The organism is Mucilaginibacter sp. P4_A11 (assembly GCF_056402535.1).
On sequence record NZ_JBFUHE010000001.1, the window covers coordinates 236,326 to 251,719 of the forward strand.

Below are 15,394 nucleotides of genomic sequence, written 5' to 3' on the forward strand. Positions count from 1 at the left end.
GAGGGTGTTGTTAAAAAGATAAAGCTAATAAAAAGAAAAAGGAGATTTATCTTATCGACAAATCTCCTTCAGCAAATTATAGTTCTTAATCCTACAACCCCATTTCTTTTTTCAAAAACTTACCGGTAAAGCTGTTCTTCACTTTGCACAAACCTTCGGGTGTGCCGGAGAACAGGATATTGCCACCGCCGGAGCCGCCTTCGGGGCCAAGGTCTATGACGTGGTCAACCACTTTAATAACATCGAGGTTGTGCTCAATAACCAAAACGGTATTTCCTTTATCAACCAGTTGGTTAAGCACGCCTAATAACACGTTAATATCTTCAAAGTGCAAACCTGTGGTAGGCTCATCCAGTATATAAAAGGTATTGCCTGTATCTTTTTTGGATAGTTCGGTAGCCAGTTTAACACGTTGCGCTTCACCGCCTGATAGTGTGGTTGATGCCTGGCCTAAGGTGATATAGCCCAAGCCTACATCGTTCAGTGTTTTTACTTTACGGTAGATAGCCGGGATATGCTCAAAAAATGGCGTAGCATCCTCAATGCTCATATCCAGCACATCACTGATGGATTTACCACGGTAGCGCACTTCCAATGTTTCGCGGTTGTACCTTCTGCCACCGCACTCCTCGCAGGGTACTTGTACATCAGGCAAAAAGTTCATTTCAATTACCTTCATGCCTGCGCCCTGGCAGGTTTCGCAGCGACCGCCTTTTACGTTAAACGAGAAACGGCCAGGCTTATAACCCCTGATCCTTGACTCGGGCAGAGCGACAAACAAGTTGCGGATATCTGAGAACACCCCGGTATAAGTAGCCGGATTTGAACGCGGCGTACGACCGATAGGCGTTTGATCTATCTCAATTACTTTATCAATATGCTCCAATCCCTCAATTTTTTCATAAGGCAACGGTTGCTTCTTAGCCCTGAAAAAATGATGGTTAAGTATTGGATACAAAGTTTCGGTGATCAGGCTTGATTTACCGCTGCCAGATACGCCGGTTATACCAACCAATTTACCCAAAGGAAAATCAACCGATACTTTCTTCAAGTTATGGCCGGTAGCTTTTTTCAGGCTCAGGGTTTTGCCATTTCCTTCTCTACGTTTTTTAGGAACTGCTATCTCGCGTTCTCCATTAATATATGATGTAGTAAGCGTATGCTCTTTCATGAGCTGGGCTGGCGTGCCTTGTGCCACTATCTGCCCGCCGTGTACACCTGCAGCCGGGCCCATGTCAATTACATGGTCAGCCTCCAGTATCATATCTTTATCGTGCTCAACAACTAACACAGTATTGCCAAGGTCGCGCAGGTTTTTGAGGGCGTTGATCAAACGCTCGTTATCGCGCTGGTGCAGACCGATACTCGGCTCATCCAAAATGTACATCACATTCATGAGCTGAGAGCCTATTTGCGTAGCCAGCCTAATGCGTTGCGCCTCGCCACCCGAAAGGGTTTTGGCCGTACGATCAAGTGTTAAATAGCTCAAACCCACATCAAGCAAAAACACAATACGTGCGCGGATCTCTTTCAGGATCTCTTTGGCTATAACATTCTGGCGTTCAGATAAACGATCTTCCAGGCCATCAAACCATTCCTGCAGATGATTGATATCCATACAGGCCAGCTCAAAGATATTTTTGCCATCCACCTTAAAGTGCAGCGACTCCTTTTTGAGCCTCGCGCCCTCACAAACCGGGCAAGTACGGAGTACACGATAGTTCTCCATATCGTCCATGCCTTCGTCGTTTCGGCGCTCCTGCTGTTCTTCCAGCATCCGGATGATACCATCAAAAGTGATCTGATAGCTTTGAACGTTCCATTTATTATATTCAACGGCGACACTCAATGTTTCAGGTGCACCGTTCAGGATCATATCCAGTTGGTCGCGGTTAAGTTTTTCGATAGGTGTCGATAACGAAAACTCATATTTTTTAGCCAGCGATTTCAACACCTGGAAGATCCATGTTTCGCGATACTCACCAATAGGGGCCAAACCGCCGTTCATAATGCTCAGTTTTGGGTTAGGGATCACCGAAGCCTCGTCAACCTCAAAAATATAACCCAGGCCATTACACTTTTCGCAGGCACCGTAGGGCGAATTGAACGAAAAAGTATTTGGCTGCGGCTCATCATACGAGATACCCGAAACCGGGTCCATCAGGTATTTACTATAATAGGATACATTATTGTCTTTATCGGCAATACGTATAATGCCCTTGGCAATTTTCAAAGCCTGCTGAACGGAGGTATATAAACGTTTGCTGTCCTTTTCGCTTACCTCCAAACGGTCAACCACAATATCAATATCGTGGATCTTGTAACGGTCGACCTGCATTTTGGGTTCAACATCGGTAATAGCTCCATCTACCCAAACTTTTAGAAAGCCCTGCTTACGGATAGATTCAAACAATTCGCGGTAGTGACCTTTACGCGCCTTTACCACTGGTGCCAGGATATTAACCGGTTGTCCGTCAAATTTTTCGCTAATGGTTTTCAGGATCTGGTCTTCACTCATGCGTTCCATCTTCTCACCGGTGGTGTAAGAGTAAGCATCACCCGCACGGGCAAAGAGCAAACGCATAAAATCGTAGATCTCAGTAATGGTACCTACAGTGGAGCGCGGGTTTTTACTGGTGGTTTTTTGCTCAATGGCAATGACCGGGCTTAAGCCCGATACTTTATCTACATCAGGCCTTTCCATGCCGCCCATAAACTGCCGCGAATAAGCCGAAAATGTTTCCATATAGCGGCGCTGACCTTCGGCATAAATAGTATCAAATGCCAATGACGATTTGCCGCTGCCGCTTAAACCGGTAATTACCACCAGCTTGTTGCGCGGAAACGAAACATCTATATTTTTCAGGTTATGCACCCGGGCACCATAAACTTCAACTTCACTTTGCTCGCCCAGGTCAACAAGAGGTTTTGTACTCATACTTTATTAATATGGATTTATTGACATTGTTTGAAGCTAATTATTATAGTTACCAGTTTTTTACAAAACGCTGCTTTCCTAAAATTTTTGGCTTAAACCATCAATAGTTTGCTACAAATATAAGCAAAAAAGGCCGATCATCCATCCAGGATGACCGGCCTCAAAGTGCTCCGTAATGTAATCTTTTAATTAATTTACAGTATGATTACCTGCTATTAATTAATTGCCAGCAACTGTGATGCAGGCGGGATATAAAAATAATTATCATATCCGTGCTGCTTTGGCTGCTCAATAACTGCTTTCATAGCAATAAGCTTATAAACATATGAACCGGTTTCGCGGTTCAGCTTCATGCGGAAGTAGTTATCTTCATTTTGCTTATTAATGGCACGCGCTAATTTGATCGAGCCATTGTTATACGCAGCAGCCGCCAGTGTCCAGCTGTTAAATTCATCGTATAGTTCTTTGATATACTTGCAGGCTGCAATGGTTGATTTGCGAAGGTTTTTCCGCTCATCAACTCCATGGCCTACTCTTAGTCCGTAGGTACGTGCTGTACCCGGCATAAATTGCCAAAAACCCGATGCCCCTTTAGATGATGTACCCGATTTAAGGCCTGATTCGACCAGGGGTACATACTTAAAATCTTCAGGGATGCCATAAAACTTTAAAATCGGTTCAATAATAGGGAACCATAGTTCGGCTTTCCTGTGTAAAACGTTGCTCTGCACACTTTTATAGTCGTGCTGCCTGAGCGATTTGTTAAGTTTACGGGTAACCCTTTCGTCATTAGCTGGTAAAGCTTCATTGGCAAAGTTGTAAGCAACCGCCTTTGCGCTTTTGAGAAAAATAAAATCTGAGGTTCGATGGCTTAAAGGCGCTGCTTTTGCAGCTTTTTCGGTAACAATTTTACCGAAAATATTAAGCTCGGAAATGAGAACCAGCACCAGCGTTACGGAGCACGTAAGTAAGTGTTTTTTAATCATTTCTTTTCCTATCATTTAACTATACATTTGGTAGAATGTGCTGCAAAGGTACGTCATACGAATCACATAATCAAATACTTAGGATTTTGCTAACTTTTTTAGATGTGGTTTTCGGTTCAAAAACAGGGTTTAAAAGCGTTTAAACGGCGATTTTGCAAGAGGATATTTTTTTGATCTTTTTAGATAAAAATTGGCAAAAAAGCGTAACTTTGACCCTCACGCTGCGAAAGCGCTAAACAAAAAATTATGGTATTTAAGAGACCAGCAGGTAGTCGCGACGACAAACCCGGAAAGTCGTCATCAAGGAGTTCAAAATCCGACGACCGACCAAAAAAATCAGCATCAACCCCAAAAGGTAAAGCTACTCCAAACGGAGAGAAAAAAATACTTTCCAGACCGGAAAAAACATTTCAAAGCAACAGGTTCAGTGACGATAAGCCCAAAAGCAATTTTAGGGGCGGTGAATCATCTGGCGCTAAAAGATCAGGCGCTAAGCCAAGGCCATACTCAGGCAGGCCAACCGGCGACAGTGAAGACAGGCCAAAAAGAAACTTTAGTGGTGATAGCACAGGCGAAAGAAAATCATTCAGCGGCGGCCCGCGTAAACCTTACAGCGGCAGACCGACAACCGGTGATAGCGATAGACCAAAAAGAAGCTTCGGCGATTCACAAGGCGAAAAGAAACCTTACTCATCTCCACGTACCCGTTCATCAGCAAGCTTTGAGGGTAAACCTAAAAGAAGCTTTGGCGGTGATGCAGGCGGCGAACGCAAGTTTGCACCAAGAGGAACAGAAGGTGGCGATCGTAAGTTTGCACCAAGGGGAACAGAAGGCGGCGATCGTAAGTTTGCACCACGAGGAACTGAAGGCGGCTTTAAAAAACGTGAAGGTGGTTTTAAAGAGAAATCACCATTTGGCGAAAGGCCGGCACACAGGCCGCATGACAGGGAAAACCAACAGGATGCCCCTAAAACCATGCGTGGCCGTAAAAATGCTCCTGCTAAAAAATCAGAAGATGACGGCCTGATCCGCTTGAACCGCTATATCTCAAATGCAGGCATTTGCTCACGCCGTAAAGCTGATGAGCTGATTGCCGCAGGTGTGGTGTCCGTTAACGGCGAAGTGGTAACCGAATTAGGTACCAAAGTTGATCCGTTTAAGGATACTATTAAATATAACGGTGAAACGCTGAAACGCGAAAAAATGGTTTATGTACTATTAAATAAACCAAAGGATTATATCACTACAACTGACGATCCGCAAGAACGCCGTACCGTAATGCACCTGGTTGAAAAAGCAACGCGTGAGCGCATTTATCCCGTTGGCCGTCTCGACCGTAACACCACCGGTTTGTTATTAATGACAAACGATGGTGATTTGGCCGATAAGCTTTCGCATCCTCGTAACAGCATCACTAAATTATATCAGGTTGAACTAAGCAAAAGTTTAAGCCAGGGCGACATGAACAAACTTGCCTTTGGTGTTGAGCTTGAAGACGGCGTGATTAAGCCCGACTCAGTTTCATATGTAACAGGCGGTTCAAAACGCGAAGTTGGCATCCAGATTCACAGCGGTAAAAACCGTGTTGTGCGCCGTATGTTTGAGCACCTTGGTTACGAAGTAGTAAAATTGGACAGGGTGGTCTACGCTAACCTTACCAAAAAAGATCTTCCACGTGGCCGCTGGCGTTATCTTGATGAAAAAGAGGTAATTCAGTTAAAACACCTGATGAAATAAAAAAAATGCCCCGCTAATCCGCGGGGCATTTTTTTTGTCTATTTTGCTATCTTGCACAGCAATAACCATCAATAATCAACCATGAAGAAATTTCTTTTGATCATAGCTATGCTTTCACCGGCACTCACATTCGCGCAAAATAAAAAAACTGGCCCTAAAACTTTTGACCTTCTGGTAGGTACTTACACTACCGGTAAAAGTAAAGGCATTGTAGTGTACCGCTTTTATGCCGAAACAGGTAAACTGGCTTATCTTAGTGAAATTGATGGGGTTAATAACCCATCATATTTAACATTAAGTGCTAATAACAAATTTATTTATGCTGTTAATGAATTGCCTAAAGGCGAAGTAAGCGCGTTTTCATTTGAGCCTAAAACCGGCAAAATGACTTTTATTAACAAGCAATCAACTTTAGGTGCCGATCCATGCTATATATCGGTTGATAAAGCCCAGAAAAACCTGCTTGTAGCCAATTATTCAAGTGGTAATGTTGCGGTAATGCCATTAAACAAAGATGGTTCAATAGCAAACGGGATACAGACAGTGCACGATGATGGGCATAGTGTAAATAAAGAGCGCCAGGAATCGGCCCATGCGCACATGGCCGTTCTTACGCCCGATGAAAAATATGTATTGTATAATGATCTGGGTACCGATAAAATAAACGTTTTCCGTTACCGCCCGTCAAAAGAGCCCCGTATTGAACCCGCAACACCTGCCTTTGTAAGTATTACCCCCGGCGAAGGCCCAAGGCACCTGGAGTTTTCTGCTGATAAAAAAACCGTTTACCTGGTAACAGAAATGGGATCGAATGTTATTGCGTTTGATTATAAAAACGGCCAGTTAAAGCAAAAACAATCTATCACGATGCTGCCCGATGGCTTTACCGGTCAAACCGCGGGCGCAGCTATCCATTTGTCGCCCGATGGCCGTTTCTTATACGCTTCAAACCGTTTGGAAACGAATGAGATTAATATATACGCTGTAAACCAGGAAACAGGCCTGCTTACTTTTGTGGCCCGCCAGGCTACCTACGGTAAAAACCCGCGCGATTTCGCTATAGACCCAACAGGTAAATTCCTGATAGTAGCTAACCAAAACAGCGATAACATGTGGGTATTTAAGATAGATCAAAACACAGGCAAACTTGCCCAAACAGGTATCAGAGTTGATATTGGCAACCCGGTATGCTTGAAATTTGCACCAGCTGAGTAGTAGCTGAAAGCTGAAAGCCGAAGGCTTAAAGCATTTGAATAGCTTAGGGCCAATAGCTTAAAGCCAAAAGTTCGTTGATATAAAAAGGAAAAGCTCAAAGCAGTATATCTACTTTGAGCTTTTCCTTTTTTGCGTTAAGCTTTCAGCCTTCGGCTTTAAGCTTAACTCTTAGTAAACGAATAAACAATGTACCCTGTGCTGTTACCTACAGTAACAGGGGATTTTAGGGTCATGGTTGATCCATCATTAGTGGCAATATCCAGGCGGTAACCTTCGGCTACGTTTTTGGCTTTATCGCCTTCGTAAAGTTTTTTGAACTGGAATTGGGTACCGGTTGTACCGCCGTTATAAACCGACCAAAATATGGTTTGGGATGTTCCGTTGGTTAACGTGTAAATTCCGTTACCGCTATTGGTAAGTTTCCATGTGCTGCCTACAAAAGCTTCGGGAGGGGCCTGGTCAAATACGCTTTGTACTGCATTTTGTACAAGACCGTCATAACTTACATTATTACAGGTCCAGGTGCCAACAAATTTACCGCGCGATACATTAGATGTAGTTGTGCTTTTGGTTGACGAGCAGGCCGAAATGACCAAAATAAGCGAGAAGATTGCGATTGAGGTTTGAATTAACTTTTTCATGACAGTATATTTTATGCATAAATAGCATAAATCCTGCCAAAGTGCACAACTATAAATTCACAGTTTGCTGCCGGGTGCGCTTTTCTAATTCGTTTAACCTTTTATTGATTGATTCGGCAATCTGGTCGGCTTCCCGAACCTTTTTGAGGCTATTAATAAACTTGGGATTGGTGTCCCTGTCCGATAAAATTTTACCGATCTGCTTAATAATGTTCATAGGTTATTCCTTATAGCTCTATTTTACGGGGTGTATACATGTAAGGTTGCGTTAATTTTTAAAATATTGAATAAATTTCGATTAAACGTTTTATCAATTTTAAAAAACAAAGTCTATCAATAGCAAAGCACTGCTTTATAACGCTGTTAAGTTCAATGTGAAATAATTTACTATCCCAGGAAATTACTCACCGGCCTTGTTCAAGAATGCTATTAACTGCTCCATAGCTTTGGCCCGGTGACTGATAGCATTTTTTTGCTCCATGCTCATTTCAGCAAAGGTAATATCGTATCCTTCGGGCTCAAAAATAGGGTCATAACCAAAACCACCGTTCCCGCTTAATGCTTGCCGTATGGTTCCTTCAACTGTACCCTCAAAAAAATGTTCTTCTCCATTCCAGATCAATGAAATTACGGTACGAAAACGGGCTTTGCGGTTGGTTTCGCCTTTTAGGTTATCAAGCACTTTGCTGATATTGGCCGCATGGTTACCGTGCGTGCCTGCATACCTGGCCGAGTAAACACCCGGTTCACCGTTCAGGGCATCTATTTCCAGTCCGCTATCGTCGCCAAAGCAGTTAAGCTTATATTCGGTGTATACATGATGGCTTTTGATGGATGCATTGGCTTTAAACGTAGTGCCGGTTTCCTCAATATCATCATAACAGCCAATATCATGAAGAGTTAACAATTTAATAGCCCCATTGAGCTTGGCCGAAACTTCATCAAGCTTGTGGCGGTTATTGGTAGCAAAAACTAATTGCTGCATATTATTTTTAGGCAAATTTTATTTATAACGTTTTTACCAGTTCCCAAAAGGTTTTCTTATGATCCACATTATCCATCATCTCATCAAACGAGTAAGTATAAAGCACCGTAATGCCGTTTGAGGTTACCGGCTTATTCGGCTTAAGTACTTTGATATCCTGTGGCAGGGCATCTCCTCCCAAAACAAGCACTTTGGTTGGTTTAAAAAGGGGCTTTAACTGACTGAATTTAGTTTCACTATAGTTGGCCAGGTTGAATATGGCTACATCATCGGGCCCAAGGTCTTTACGCTTAAGGATGTTTTCAAGAGCAGTTAAATGCTCGGTTTTTATAAAACCATCTGCCTTATAATGAGTAAGTACCAGGAAGTTCTTTAAGTTTTTGCCCTGATACTTAAATTCGGCAACCGGCGTTTGTATTACAGGCTGAGGTTCAGGGGGTAAGGAAGGAGTGGCTGTTACGGGCTCGGGTTTAATATGTTCAATAACAGGGGATGATGGTACTGCTGCGGTAGGTTCGGGTTCAACAATTTTATCATATAACATTTTATCTGCATTGAGCAGGTAAAGCTCATCCTCTAACAAAAAACGAAACGCGGCCGGGTTCTCAACTTTCACTTTAACAAATTTTAACCAAAAGTAGTTAAACGATCTCAAGCTTTATAGGCATATTAGCACAATTATAGCCGGCTGATTTTGCAGAAAATATTTGTTCGGCTATAATTAATAAATTTTACCGAAATTCGTAGTTTTTAACGGGTTAACTATCCCGTTTTATTTAGCATAACAGCGTTACATGAGAAAGTTAGGAGTATTAGTACTAAGTTTTATTTTAACAATAACATTTGCAAAGGCACAGGTAGCATCAGATACGTCGGCAAAAAAACTGGTTAAAGCCGATTCGGTTATTGCCACCACACCAGGCAAAACGCTTGATAAAATTGCAGCAGTGGTTGGTAACAGCCCAATACTGTTATCAGATATTGAACTGTCATACGCCAACTTCCTGGTACAGGGAAACCAGCCGGACCCAACCGTTAAAGCGCGGATCCTACAAACCTTGCTAACCCAAAAGCTGCTTGCCCAACAGGCTGCTATTGATAGTATTGAGGTAAAAGAAGAAGATGTTGATGCCAATGTTGACCGTCGTATGCGTGAAATGACGCAGCGTGCAGGTGGACAGGAAAAACTGGAGGCTTTCTTAGGTCGCTCGGTTATTCAATATAAAGACGAGATCAGGCCCGATCTGAAGGAGCAAATGGTTGCCCAGAAAATGCAGCAGCACATCACCGAAAAGCTGAACGTTACGCCCCAGGATGTTAAAAAGTATTATGACGGGATCGCGAAAGACAGCCTTCCTTCATTTAACAAAGAGATTGAAGTAGGTGAGATCGTTTTTCAGCCCAAACTAAACAAAGAAGAAAAAGATCTCTATAAAGCAAAATCAGAAGAGTTAAGGCAACGTGTAAAAAAAGGTGAAGACTTTGGTACACTGGCGCGGCTTTATTCACAGGATCCGGGTTCGGCGCCTGAAGGCGGTGATCTTGGCTTTGCCGACCGTACCACCTTTGTTAAGGAATTTACTGCAAACGCCTTCAAGCTGAAAGCGGGAGAGATTTCTCCGGTTTTTGAAACGGATTTCGGGTTTCACTTTTTACAGGTGATTGAACGCCGCGGTGAACAGGTGCACGTAAGGCACATCCTTATCACACCAATTGTTACCCAGGCAAGTTTGGATAGGGCTAAAGCGAAAGCCGATAGTATCTACACCTTACTTGTAAAAGATAAAAATATGGCTATTGACTTTTCAAGCGCGGCCGCCTACTACTCCGACGATAAGGATACCAAATACAACGGCGGTATGATGCTGAACGCAGAAGACGTTCAAAGCCGCTCAACATTTATCCCAACCGATAAACTTGATCCTAAAGTAGCGCTAATTACCGACACCATGAAAGTTGGCAGCATTTCAAAACCCGATATCTTTACAGGTGCCGATGGTAAAAAGAGCTATAAAATATTGATGCTTAAATCGGCCACCAATGCCCATAAAGCTAATTTAGAGCAGGACTTTCCTAAACTTAAGGAATATGCCTATAATGATAAGGTTAACAGAACAGTATCGCAGTGGTTTGAAAAACGCCGCAAGGAAACTTTCATTAAAATTGATAAAGAATATCAATCATATGATGTGTTGAAGAAATGGGTAAATACTAACCCCACGCTGGTAATCCCTGAAACCAAAATCAAATCATCATCTAAATAACTTTATGCAACACCGTTCTGATGTAGAAGCTGCAGACGCTTTAAAGCAGGCCTACCAGCAAATTCGTGCCGAAATAGGTAAGGTAATAGTTGGCCAGGATGAAGTGATCAAATTTGTGCTGATCTCTATTTTCAGTAACGGGCATTGTTTATTGGTTGGCGTACCGGGGCTTGCAAAAACCTTGCTGGTGCAAACTGTATCGCAGGTACTTGACCTTGATTTTAAAAGGATCCAGTTTACGCCCGATCTGATGCCGTCGGACATTATCGGTTCTGAAATATTAGGTGAAGACCGTAACTTTAAATTCATCCACGGCCCTGTTTTCTCAAACATTATCCTGGCTGATGAAATAAACCGTACGCCGCCAAAAACGCAGGCAGCCCTGCTTGAAGCCATGCAGGAAAAAGCAGTTACGGCGGCAGGTGTTACCCACAAGCTTGCACAGCCATTTTTTGTACTGGCAACCCAAAACCCTATTGAGCAGGAAGGCACTTATCCCTTACCTGAAGCCCAGCTGGATAGGTTCATGTTTAACGTAGCCCTTAGCTATCCCTCATTCAAAGAGGAATTACAGGTTGTTAAAAACACTACCAGCACCAATAAAGTAGAAGTAAATAAAATATTAAACGCCCAGCAGATCATCTATTTTCAGCAACTGGTACGCAACATCCCGGTTACCGATAATGTGATGGAATATGCGGTGAAGCTGGTGTCGAAAACCCGTCCTAACAGCGAGTTTGCTACACCTCAAATTAACCGTTTGCTAAGCTGGGGCGCAGGTCCAAGAGCATCACAATTTTTAGTACTGGGTGCTAAATGCCACGCGGTGCTTAATGGCAAATACTCTCCCGATATTGAAGACGTACAGGCCGTAGCCAAACCCATTTTAAGCCACCGCATAGTAAGAAGCTACCACGCCGAGGCCGAAGGCTTATCAGCTGCTGATATTATTGAGCAGTTGTTTTAGAGTAGTGGTTAGAGATTAGTTTTTAATAGTCTCGATAAAAAAGAAGAAGGTCTTGTGGCAATAAACCGCAAGACCTTCTTCTTTTAAAACCAATTCCGAAATCGAAAATCCCAGTTCCGAAATCCCTCTACAATCCCTTCGTTATCGCCTCATACACCACATCCTGGATCCTTGGTCTTATATTCAGGCTGCCCAGTTTGCTGCCTACCGATGGATTTACCCGGTTTGACAGGAACACGTAAACCAGGTTATATTTAGGATCAACCCAGATACAGGTACCTGTAAAGCCGGTATGGCCATAAGTTTGATCTGAAGCCAGTTTTGAAGGATAATGTCTATCGGCTATTGGGTCCCAGCGGTCAAATCCTAAACCGCGGCGGCTTACCGGGGATTGTTTGGAGGTAAACAGGTCAACTACTTCCGGTTTAAAGTACTGCGTGCCGCCGTAACTGCCTTTGTTTAAAACCATTTGATATAGTATGGCTACGTCATTGGCACTGCCAAACAAACCAGCATGTCCGGCAACCCCGCCTAAAAGGGCGGACGTTGGGTCATGCACATAACCATCCAATAACGACATGCGGTATTCCTTGTCATTTTCAGTAGGGATTATTCTGTCGGGGGTAAAGCGGTACAACGGTAAAAAGCCTGCGGTTTGCATCCCCAGCGGGGTATAAAAATGCTGCTGTACATATACATTGAGTGGTATGGCTGTAATATTTTCAACTACCTCCTGCATAAACAACATGCTCACATCGCTATATACATATTGTCCACGGGTTTTCAACGGTGAGCTCAGCATTTCGGGGAACATTACATCTTTATAGTAGTCCTTCCGTAAATAATAATGGTCGGATACTTTTGTTGGATATGCTGTGGATGAATCTGTACTGTGATCTGTTGGTTTCACCTTCTCAAACGACTGGATATCGGGGATCAAACCGGCCTGGTGCAACAACACTTCGCGGATCTGGATATCGTTTTTGTTGCTTTTGCGTGCAAGAGGAATATAATCACCAAGGGTTTTCTGCAGGCTTAGTTTACCCTGATCGGTAAGCTGCATGGTTTCCATGGTAGTGGCCGATACCTTGGTCATGGAGGCAAGATCAAAAATATCGGTCAGCTTATCGGGCATTACATTATCGTAGGTGTGATAGCCATAAGCTTTATTAAATATCACCTTACCATCTTTGGCAACCAATACCACGCAGCCCGGAGTAGCATGTTCACGGATAGCTTCCTGCGCTATTTTATCGATACCCTGCAGGTTTGCGGCGTTTATCCCTGCCTCTTCAGGAACGGTATATTGGAGCCTGGTTTTATCGGTGGTAAAACCCATCCCCGTTTTATAAACAGCGCTGTAGTTTTTTGTTAATTTTTGTGAGATAGCTACCCCCCCAAATATAGCTTCGGCGCTGTAGATGGCCGATACCTGGGATACCCGTTCTGTCCAGATCACCGGGGCGGTAATAACATCAAGTTTGCCCAATACTGAACCGTTACCAAAAGCAGCGACTATTACATTCTTGTTTTTTTGGTTGGAGCTGATAAAATCGAGCACATCCGGGTTACCCAGATCAGCGTCGTTTACTTGTACTATGATGGTGTTATAAAACTTCAGGTCGGATGTTAAGTTCGCCAGCGTTTTATTGCCCGAATAGGTTGTACCATCAAACAGATCAACCTTATTGTACTTGTTTAAAAGGCTGTCAAAAACGGTGGCATACTGGTTACTGAAATGCACACTGGCAATTTTCAAATCCTCCAGCTTTTGCAAAGGCACCAAATAGGAGGCATTGTTAAGCAACACGGTTGAATTGCCAACCAATCTTTCTTCGGCAATGAAAGCCTGCCCTGTTAACGGCGGGTTTTGCGCACAAGCGGTATTAAATAATGCAAACCCTAATAGTACTAAAGGAACACGGCCCCATTTATTTTTTATCATATACTTTAACTCCGTTTATATAGGTTTTTGTCACTTTGGTTGTCGGGATCTCGTTGCCTTTTATTTTCATGATATCTTTATCCAATATCACAAAGTCGGCAAACTTACCGGGTTCAATGCTGCCTTTTTCCTTTTCTTCAAAGTTGGCTTTGGCAGCCCAGATGGTCATACCTTTTAATGCTTCGATCCTGCTCAAAGCGTTTTCGGGCTGGAAGCCACCTTCAGGAAAACCTTTCAGATCTTTACGCTCAACCGCTGCATAAAACGTATAAAGCGGGTTAATGTTCTCGACCGGGAAATCAGTACCCAGCGGCAGCCATCCATTTTGCTTCAGCAATTGTTTATAGGCATAAGCTGTTTTAAGCCGCTCGTTGCCCAGCCTTTTTCCGGCCCAATACATATCTGATGTTGCATGCGTAGGCTGTACCGATGGGATGATACTGTACTGACCAAACTTATCCAGATCCTGTGGTGATACAACCTGCGAATGCTCGATACGCCAGCGAAGGTCATTTTTGCCTTTTAAATTGGCCGCATAAACTTTAAGCATTACCCGCACTGCCGAATCGCCGATGGCATGGGTACACATCTGGAAGCCGTGGGCTGCTATTTTAGGCGCTATCTCTTCAAAATGTTTCTGGGTACTCAACAAAAAGCCGCTCCATTTGGCCGAATCGGCGTAGGGTTGCAGCAGGCAGGCACCTCTTGAGCCAAGAGCGCCATCAGCGTAAACTTTAAAAGCCCTTACATTTAACCGCGGTGTTTTAACGATGCCGCGCTTAAACAGATATTCATAATTCTCCTGCCTGTCGGCCAGCATCACATACATGCGCATTTTCAGGTCGCCTTTATTTTGCAGTTCATTGATGGTGTTGACCATAGTATAAGGCAGTCCGCAGTCATCAACTGTGGTAAGCCCCGCTGCAAAACAATTTTTCTGTGCCGAAAGAAGGGCAGTATCTATAATAGCCGCTGTAGGTTCAGGGATTTTACGGGTAACTATACCCACTGCATTATCAACCAGGATGCCGGTTAGCTTTCCGTTACTGGTTTCTATTTCGCCTCCATTAATGGTTTGTCCTGGTTTAACGCCGGCGATGTTCAATGCAGCCTGGTTAGCGATAACCGCATGACCGTCAACCCGGCTAAGTATCACCGGCCGCATGGGGAACAGCGAATCCAGCTTTGCCTTATCCGGAAAATGTTTGTTTGTCCAGTCGTTCTGGTCCCAGCCATTGCCGATGATCCAGCCATCGGTATTACGGTCGGCAAAGGCTTTTACCGAGTCAATGATCTCGGGCCAGCTATGGGTACCTACCAGGTTTACTTCCTGCAGGCCCATACCATATTCATAAAAATGGGCGTGGGCATCGATGAAGCCGGGGTAAACCGCAGCTCCCTGTGCATCAATCACTTCGCGGGCATTATATTTTTGTTCAAGGGAATCGGCATTGCCTACTGCAAGTATCTTTCCTCCGCTTACCACAAATGCGCTTGCTGTTGTAAAATTGCTATCTACGGTGTATACAACCGCGTTTTTTACCAGCATATCGGCATTGTATTCCTTCTGTTTGCAGGCCGCTGCCAGTAATAGCAGCGCGGGCAATAGTCTCTTCATAAAGTGATTGTATGTTTATTGTAATTGTATTAAGCCACAAAAGTATATACAACTATCAAATCATAAAGTTATGCCATCAAATATTTAATTTAGCATCG

12 protein-coding genes are annotated in these 15,394 nt (G+C 43.6%); 4 read left to right on the plus strand and 8 right to left on the minus strand.

Translation table 11 applies throughout. From position 1 onward, the window contains the following. Positions 1-91 precede the first annotated feature (91 nt). Both uvrA and AC1DUD_RS01095 read right to left on the minus strand, forming a co-directional pair. A complete protein-coding gene (gene uvrA / locus AC1DUD_RS01090) occupies positions 92-2,938 on the minus strand; it encodes an excinuclease ABC subunit UvrA (RefSeq protein WP_477370382.1) in 2,847 nt (948 codons plus the stop codon). Positions 2,939-3,153: 215 nt separating this feature from the next. Further along, complete coding sequence (locus tag AC1DUD_RS01095; RefSeq protein ID WP_477370385.1) at positions 3,154-3,939, minus strand: lytic transglycosylase domain-containing protein; 786 nt, start codon at positions 3,937-3,939, stop codon at positions 3,154-3,156. 231 nt (positions 3,940-4,170) lie between these two features. Here AC1DUD_RS01095 and AC1DUD_RS01100 point away from each other — a divergent pair, with 231 nt between their 5' ends. Next, positions 4,171-5,661 (plus strand): pseudouridine synthase, encoded by a 1,491-nt coding sequence (locus tag AC1DUD_RS01100; RefSeq protein ID WP_477370388.1) that lies wholly within the window; start codon positions 4,171-4,173, stop codon positions 5,659-5,661. Positions 5,662-5,742: 81 nt separating this feature from the next. Further along, positions 5,743-6,876, plus strand: coding sequence for a lactonase family protein (locus AC1DUD_RS01105; RefSeq protein WP_477370391.1), 1,134 nt, complete (start codon positions 5,743-5,745; stop codon positions 6,874-6,876). A gap of 161 nt (positions 6,877-7,037) precedes the next feature. Here the strand turns inward: AC1DUD_RS01105 and AC1DUD_RS01110 are convergent, their stop codons facing one another. The 4 genes from AC1DUD_RS01110 to AC1DUD_RS01125 all read right to left on the minus strand — a co-directional run bounded on the left by AC1DUD_RS01110 (position 7,038) and on the right by AC1DUD_RS01125 (position 9,118). After that, a complete protein-coding gene (locus tag AC1DUD_RS01110) occupies positions 7,038-7,517 on the minus strand; it encodes a hypothetical protein (RefSeq protein WP_477370394.1) in 480 nt (159 codons plus the stop codon). A 49-nt stretch (positions 7,518-7,566) separates the two neighbouring features. Next, positions 7,567-7,734 carry a hypothetical protein gene (locus AC1DUD_RS01115; protein WP_477370397.1) on the minus strand — a complete coding sequence of 56 codons (168 nt, stop codon included), beginning with the start codon at positions 7,732-7,734 and terminating at the stop codon, positions 7,567-7,569. A 183-nt stretch (positions 7,735-7,917) separates the two neighbouring features. Beyond that, the gene (locus AC1DUD_RS01120) at positions 7,918-8,502 is read right to left on the minus strand and encodes a non-canonical purine NTP diphosphatase (protein ID WP_477370400.1); all 585 of its coding nucleotides are present in this window, start codon (positions 8,500-8,502) and stop codon (positions 7,918-7,920) included. Positions 8,503-8,524: 22 nt separating this feature from the next. Continuing rightward, positions 8,525-9,118: a hypothetical protein gene (locus tag AC1DUD_RS01125; RefSeq protein WP_477370403.1), complete on the minus strand. Its 594-nt coding sequence runs from the start codon at positions 9,116-9,118 to the stop codon at positions 8,525-8,527. Between the two features lie 178 nt (positions 9,119-9,296). On the opposite strand from AC1DUD_RS01125, the gene AC1DUD_RS01130 reads away from it, so the two are divergent. Together AC1DUD_RS01130 and AC1DUD_RS01135 are read left to right on the plus strand one after the other, a co-directional pair. Next, on the plus strand, positions 9,297-10,766 hold the full coding sequence (locus AC1DUD_RS01130) for a peptidylprolyl isomerase (RefSeq protein ID WP_477370405.1): 1,470 nt from the start codon (positions 9,297-9,299) through the stop codon (positions 10,764-10,766). A gap of 4 nt (positions 10,767-10,770) precedes the next feature. After that, a complete protein-coding gene (locus tag AC1DUD_RS01135; protein WP_121232581.1) occupies positions 10,771-11,733 on the plus strand; it encodes an AAA family ATPase in 963 nt (320 codons plus the stop codon). A gap of 127 nt (positions 11,734-11,860) precedes the next feature. Here AC1DUD_RS01135 and AC1DUD_RS01140 read toward each other — a convergent pair whose 3' ends face one another. Beyond that, the gene (locus AC1DUD_RS01140) at positions 11,861-13,678 is read right to left on the minus strand and encodes a serine hydrolase domain-containing protein (protein WP_477370407.1); all 1,818 of its coding nucleotides are present in this window, start codon (positions 13,676-13,678) and stop codon (positions 11,861-11,863) included. Then, a complete protein-coding gene (locus AC1DUD_RS01145) occupies positions 13,665-15,296 on the minus strand; it encodes an amidohydrolase (RefSeq protein WP_477370410.1) in 1,632 nt (543 codons plus the stop codon). The genes AC1DUD_RS01140 and AC1DUD_RS01145 overlap by 14 nt, the downstream gene beginning before the upstream one ends. Between the last annotated feature and the right edge of the window lie 98 nt (positions 15,297-15,394).

Coding starts and splice junctions, on each gene's coding strand:
- uvrA (WP_477370382.1), bottom strand. CDS start 2,938: ATGAGTACAAAACCTCTTGTTGACCTGGGCGAGCAAAGTGAAGTTGAA.
- AC1DUD_RS01095 (WP_477370385.1), bottom strand. CDS start 3,939: ATGATAGGAAAAGAAATGATTAAAAAACACTTACTTACGTGCTCCGTA.
- AC1DUD_RS01100 (WP_477370388.1), top strand. CDS start 4,171: ATGGTATTTAAGAGACCAGCAGGTAGTCGCGACGACAAACCCGGAAAG.
- AC1DUD_RS01105 (WP_477370391.1), top strand. CDS start 5,743: ATGAAGAAATTTCTTTTGATCATAGCTATGCTTTCACCGGCACTCACA.
- AC1DUD_RS01110 (WP_477370394.1), bottom strand. CDS start 7,517: ATGAAAAAGTTAATTCAAACCTCAATCGCAATCTTCTCGCTTATTTTG.
- AC1DUD_RS01115 (WP_477370397.1), bottom strand. CDS start 7,734: ATGAACATTATTAAGCAGATCGGTAAAATTTTATCGGACAGGGACACC.
- AC1DUD_RS01120 (WP_477370400.1), bottom strand. CDS start 8,502: ATGCAGCAATTAGTTTTTGCTACCAATAACCGCCACAAGCTTGATGAA.
- AC1DUD_RS01130 (WP_477370405.1), top strand. CDS start 9,297: ATGAGAAAGTTAGGAGTATTAGTACTAAGTTTTATTTTAACAATAACA.
- AC1DUD_RS01135 (WP_121232581.1), top strand. CDS start 10,771: ATGCAACACCGTTCTGATGTAGAAGCTGCAGACGCTTTAAAGCAGGCC.
- AC1DUD_RS01140 (WP_477370407.1), bottom strand. CDS start 13,678: ATGATAAAAAATAAATGGGGCCGTGTTCCTTTAGTACTATTAGGGTTT.
- AC1DUD_RS01145 (WP_477370410.1), bottom strand. CDS start 15,296: ATGAAGAGACTATTGCCCGCGCTGCTATTACTGGCAGCGGCCTGCAAA.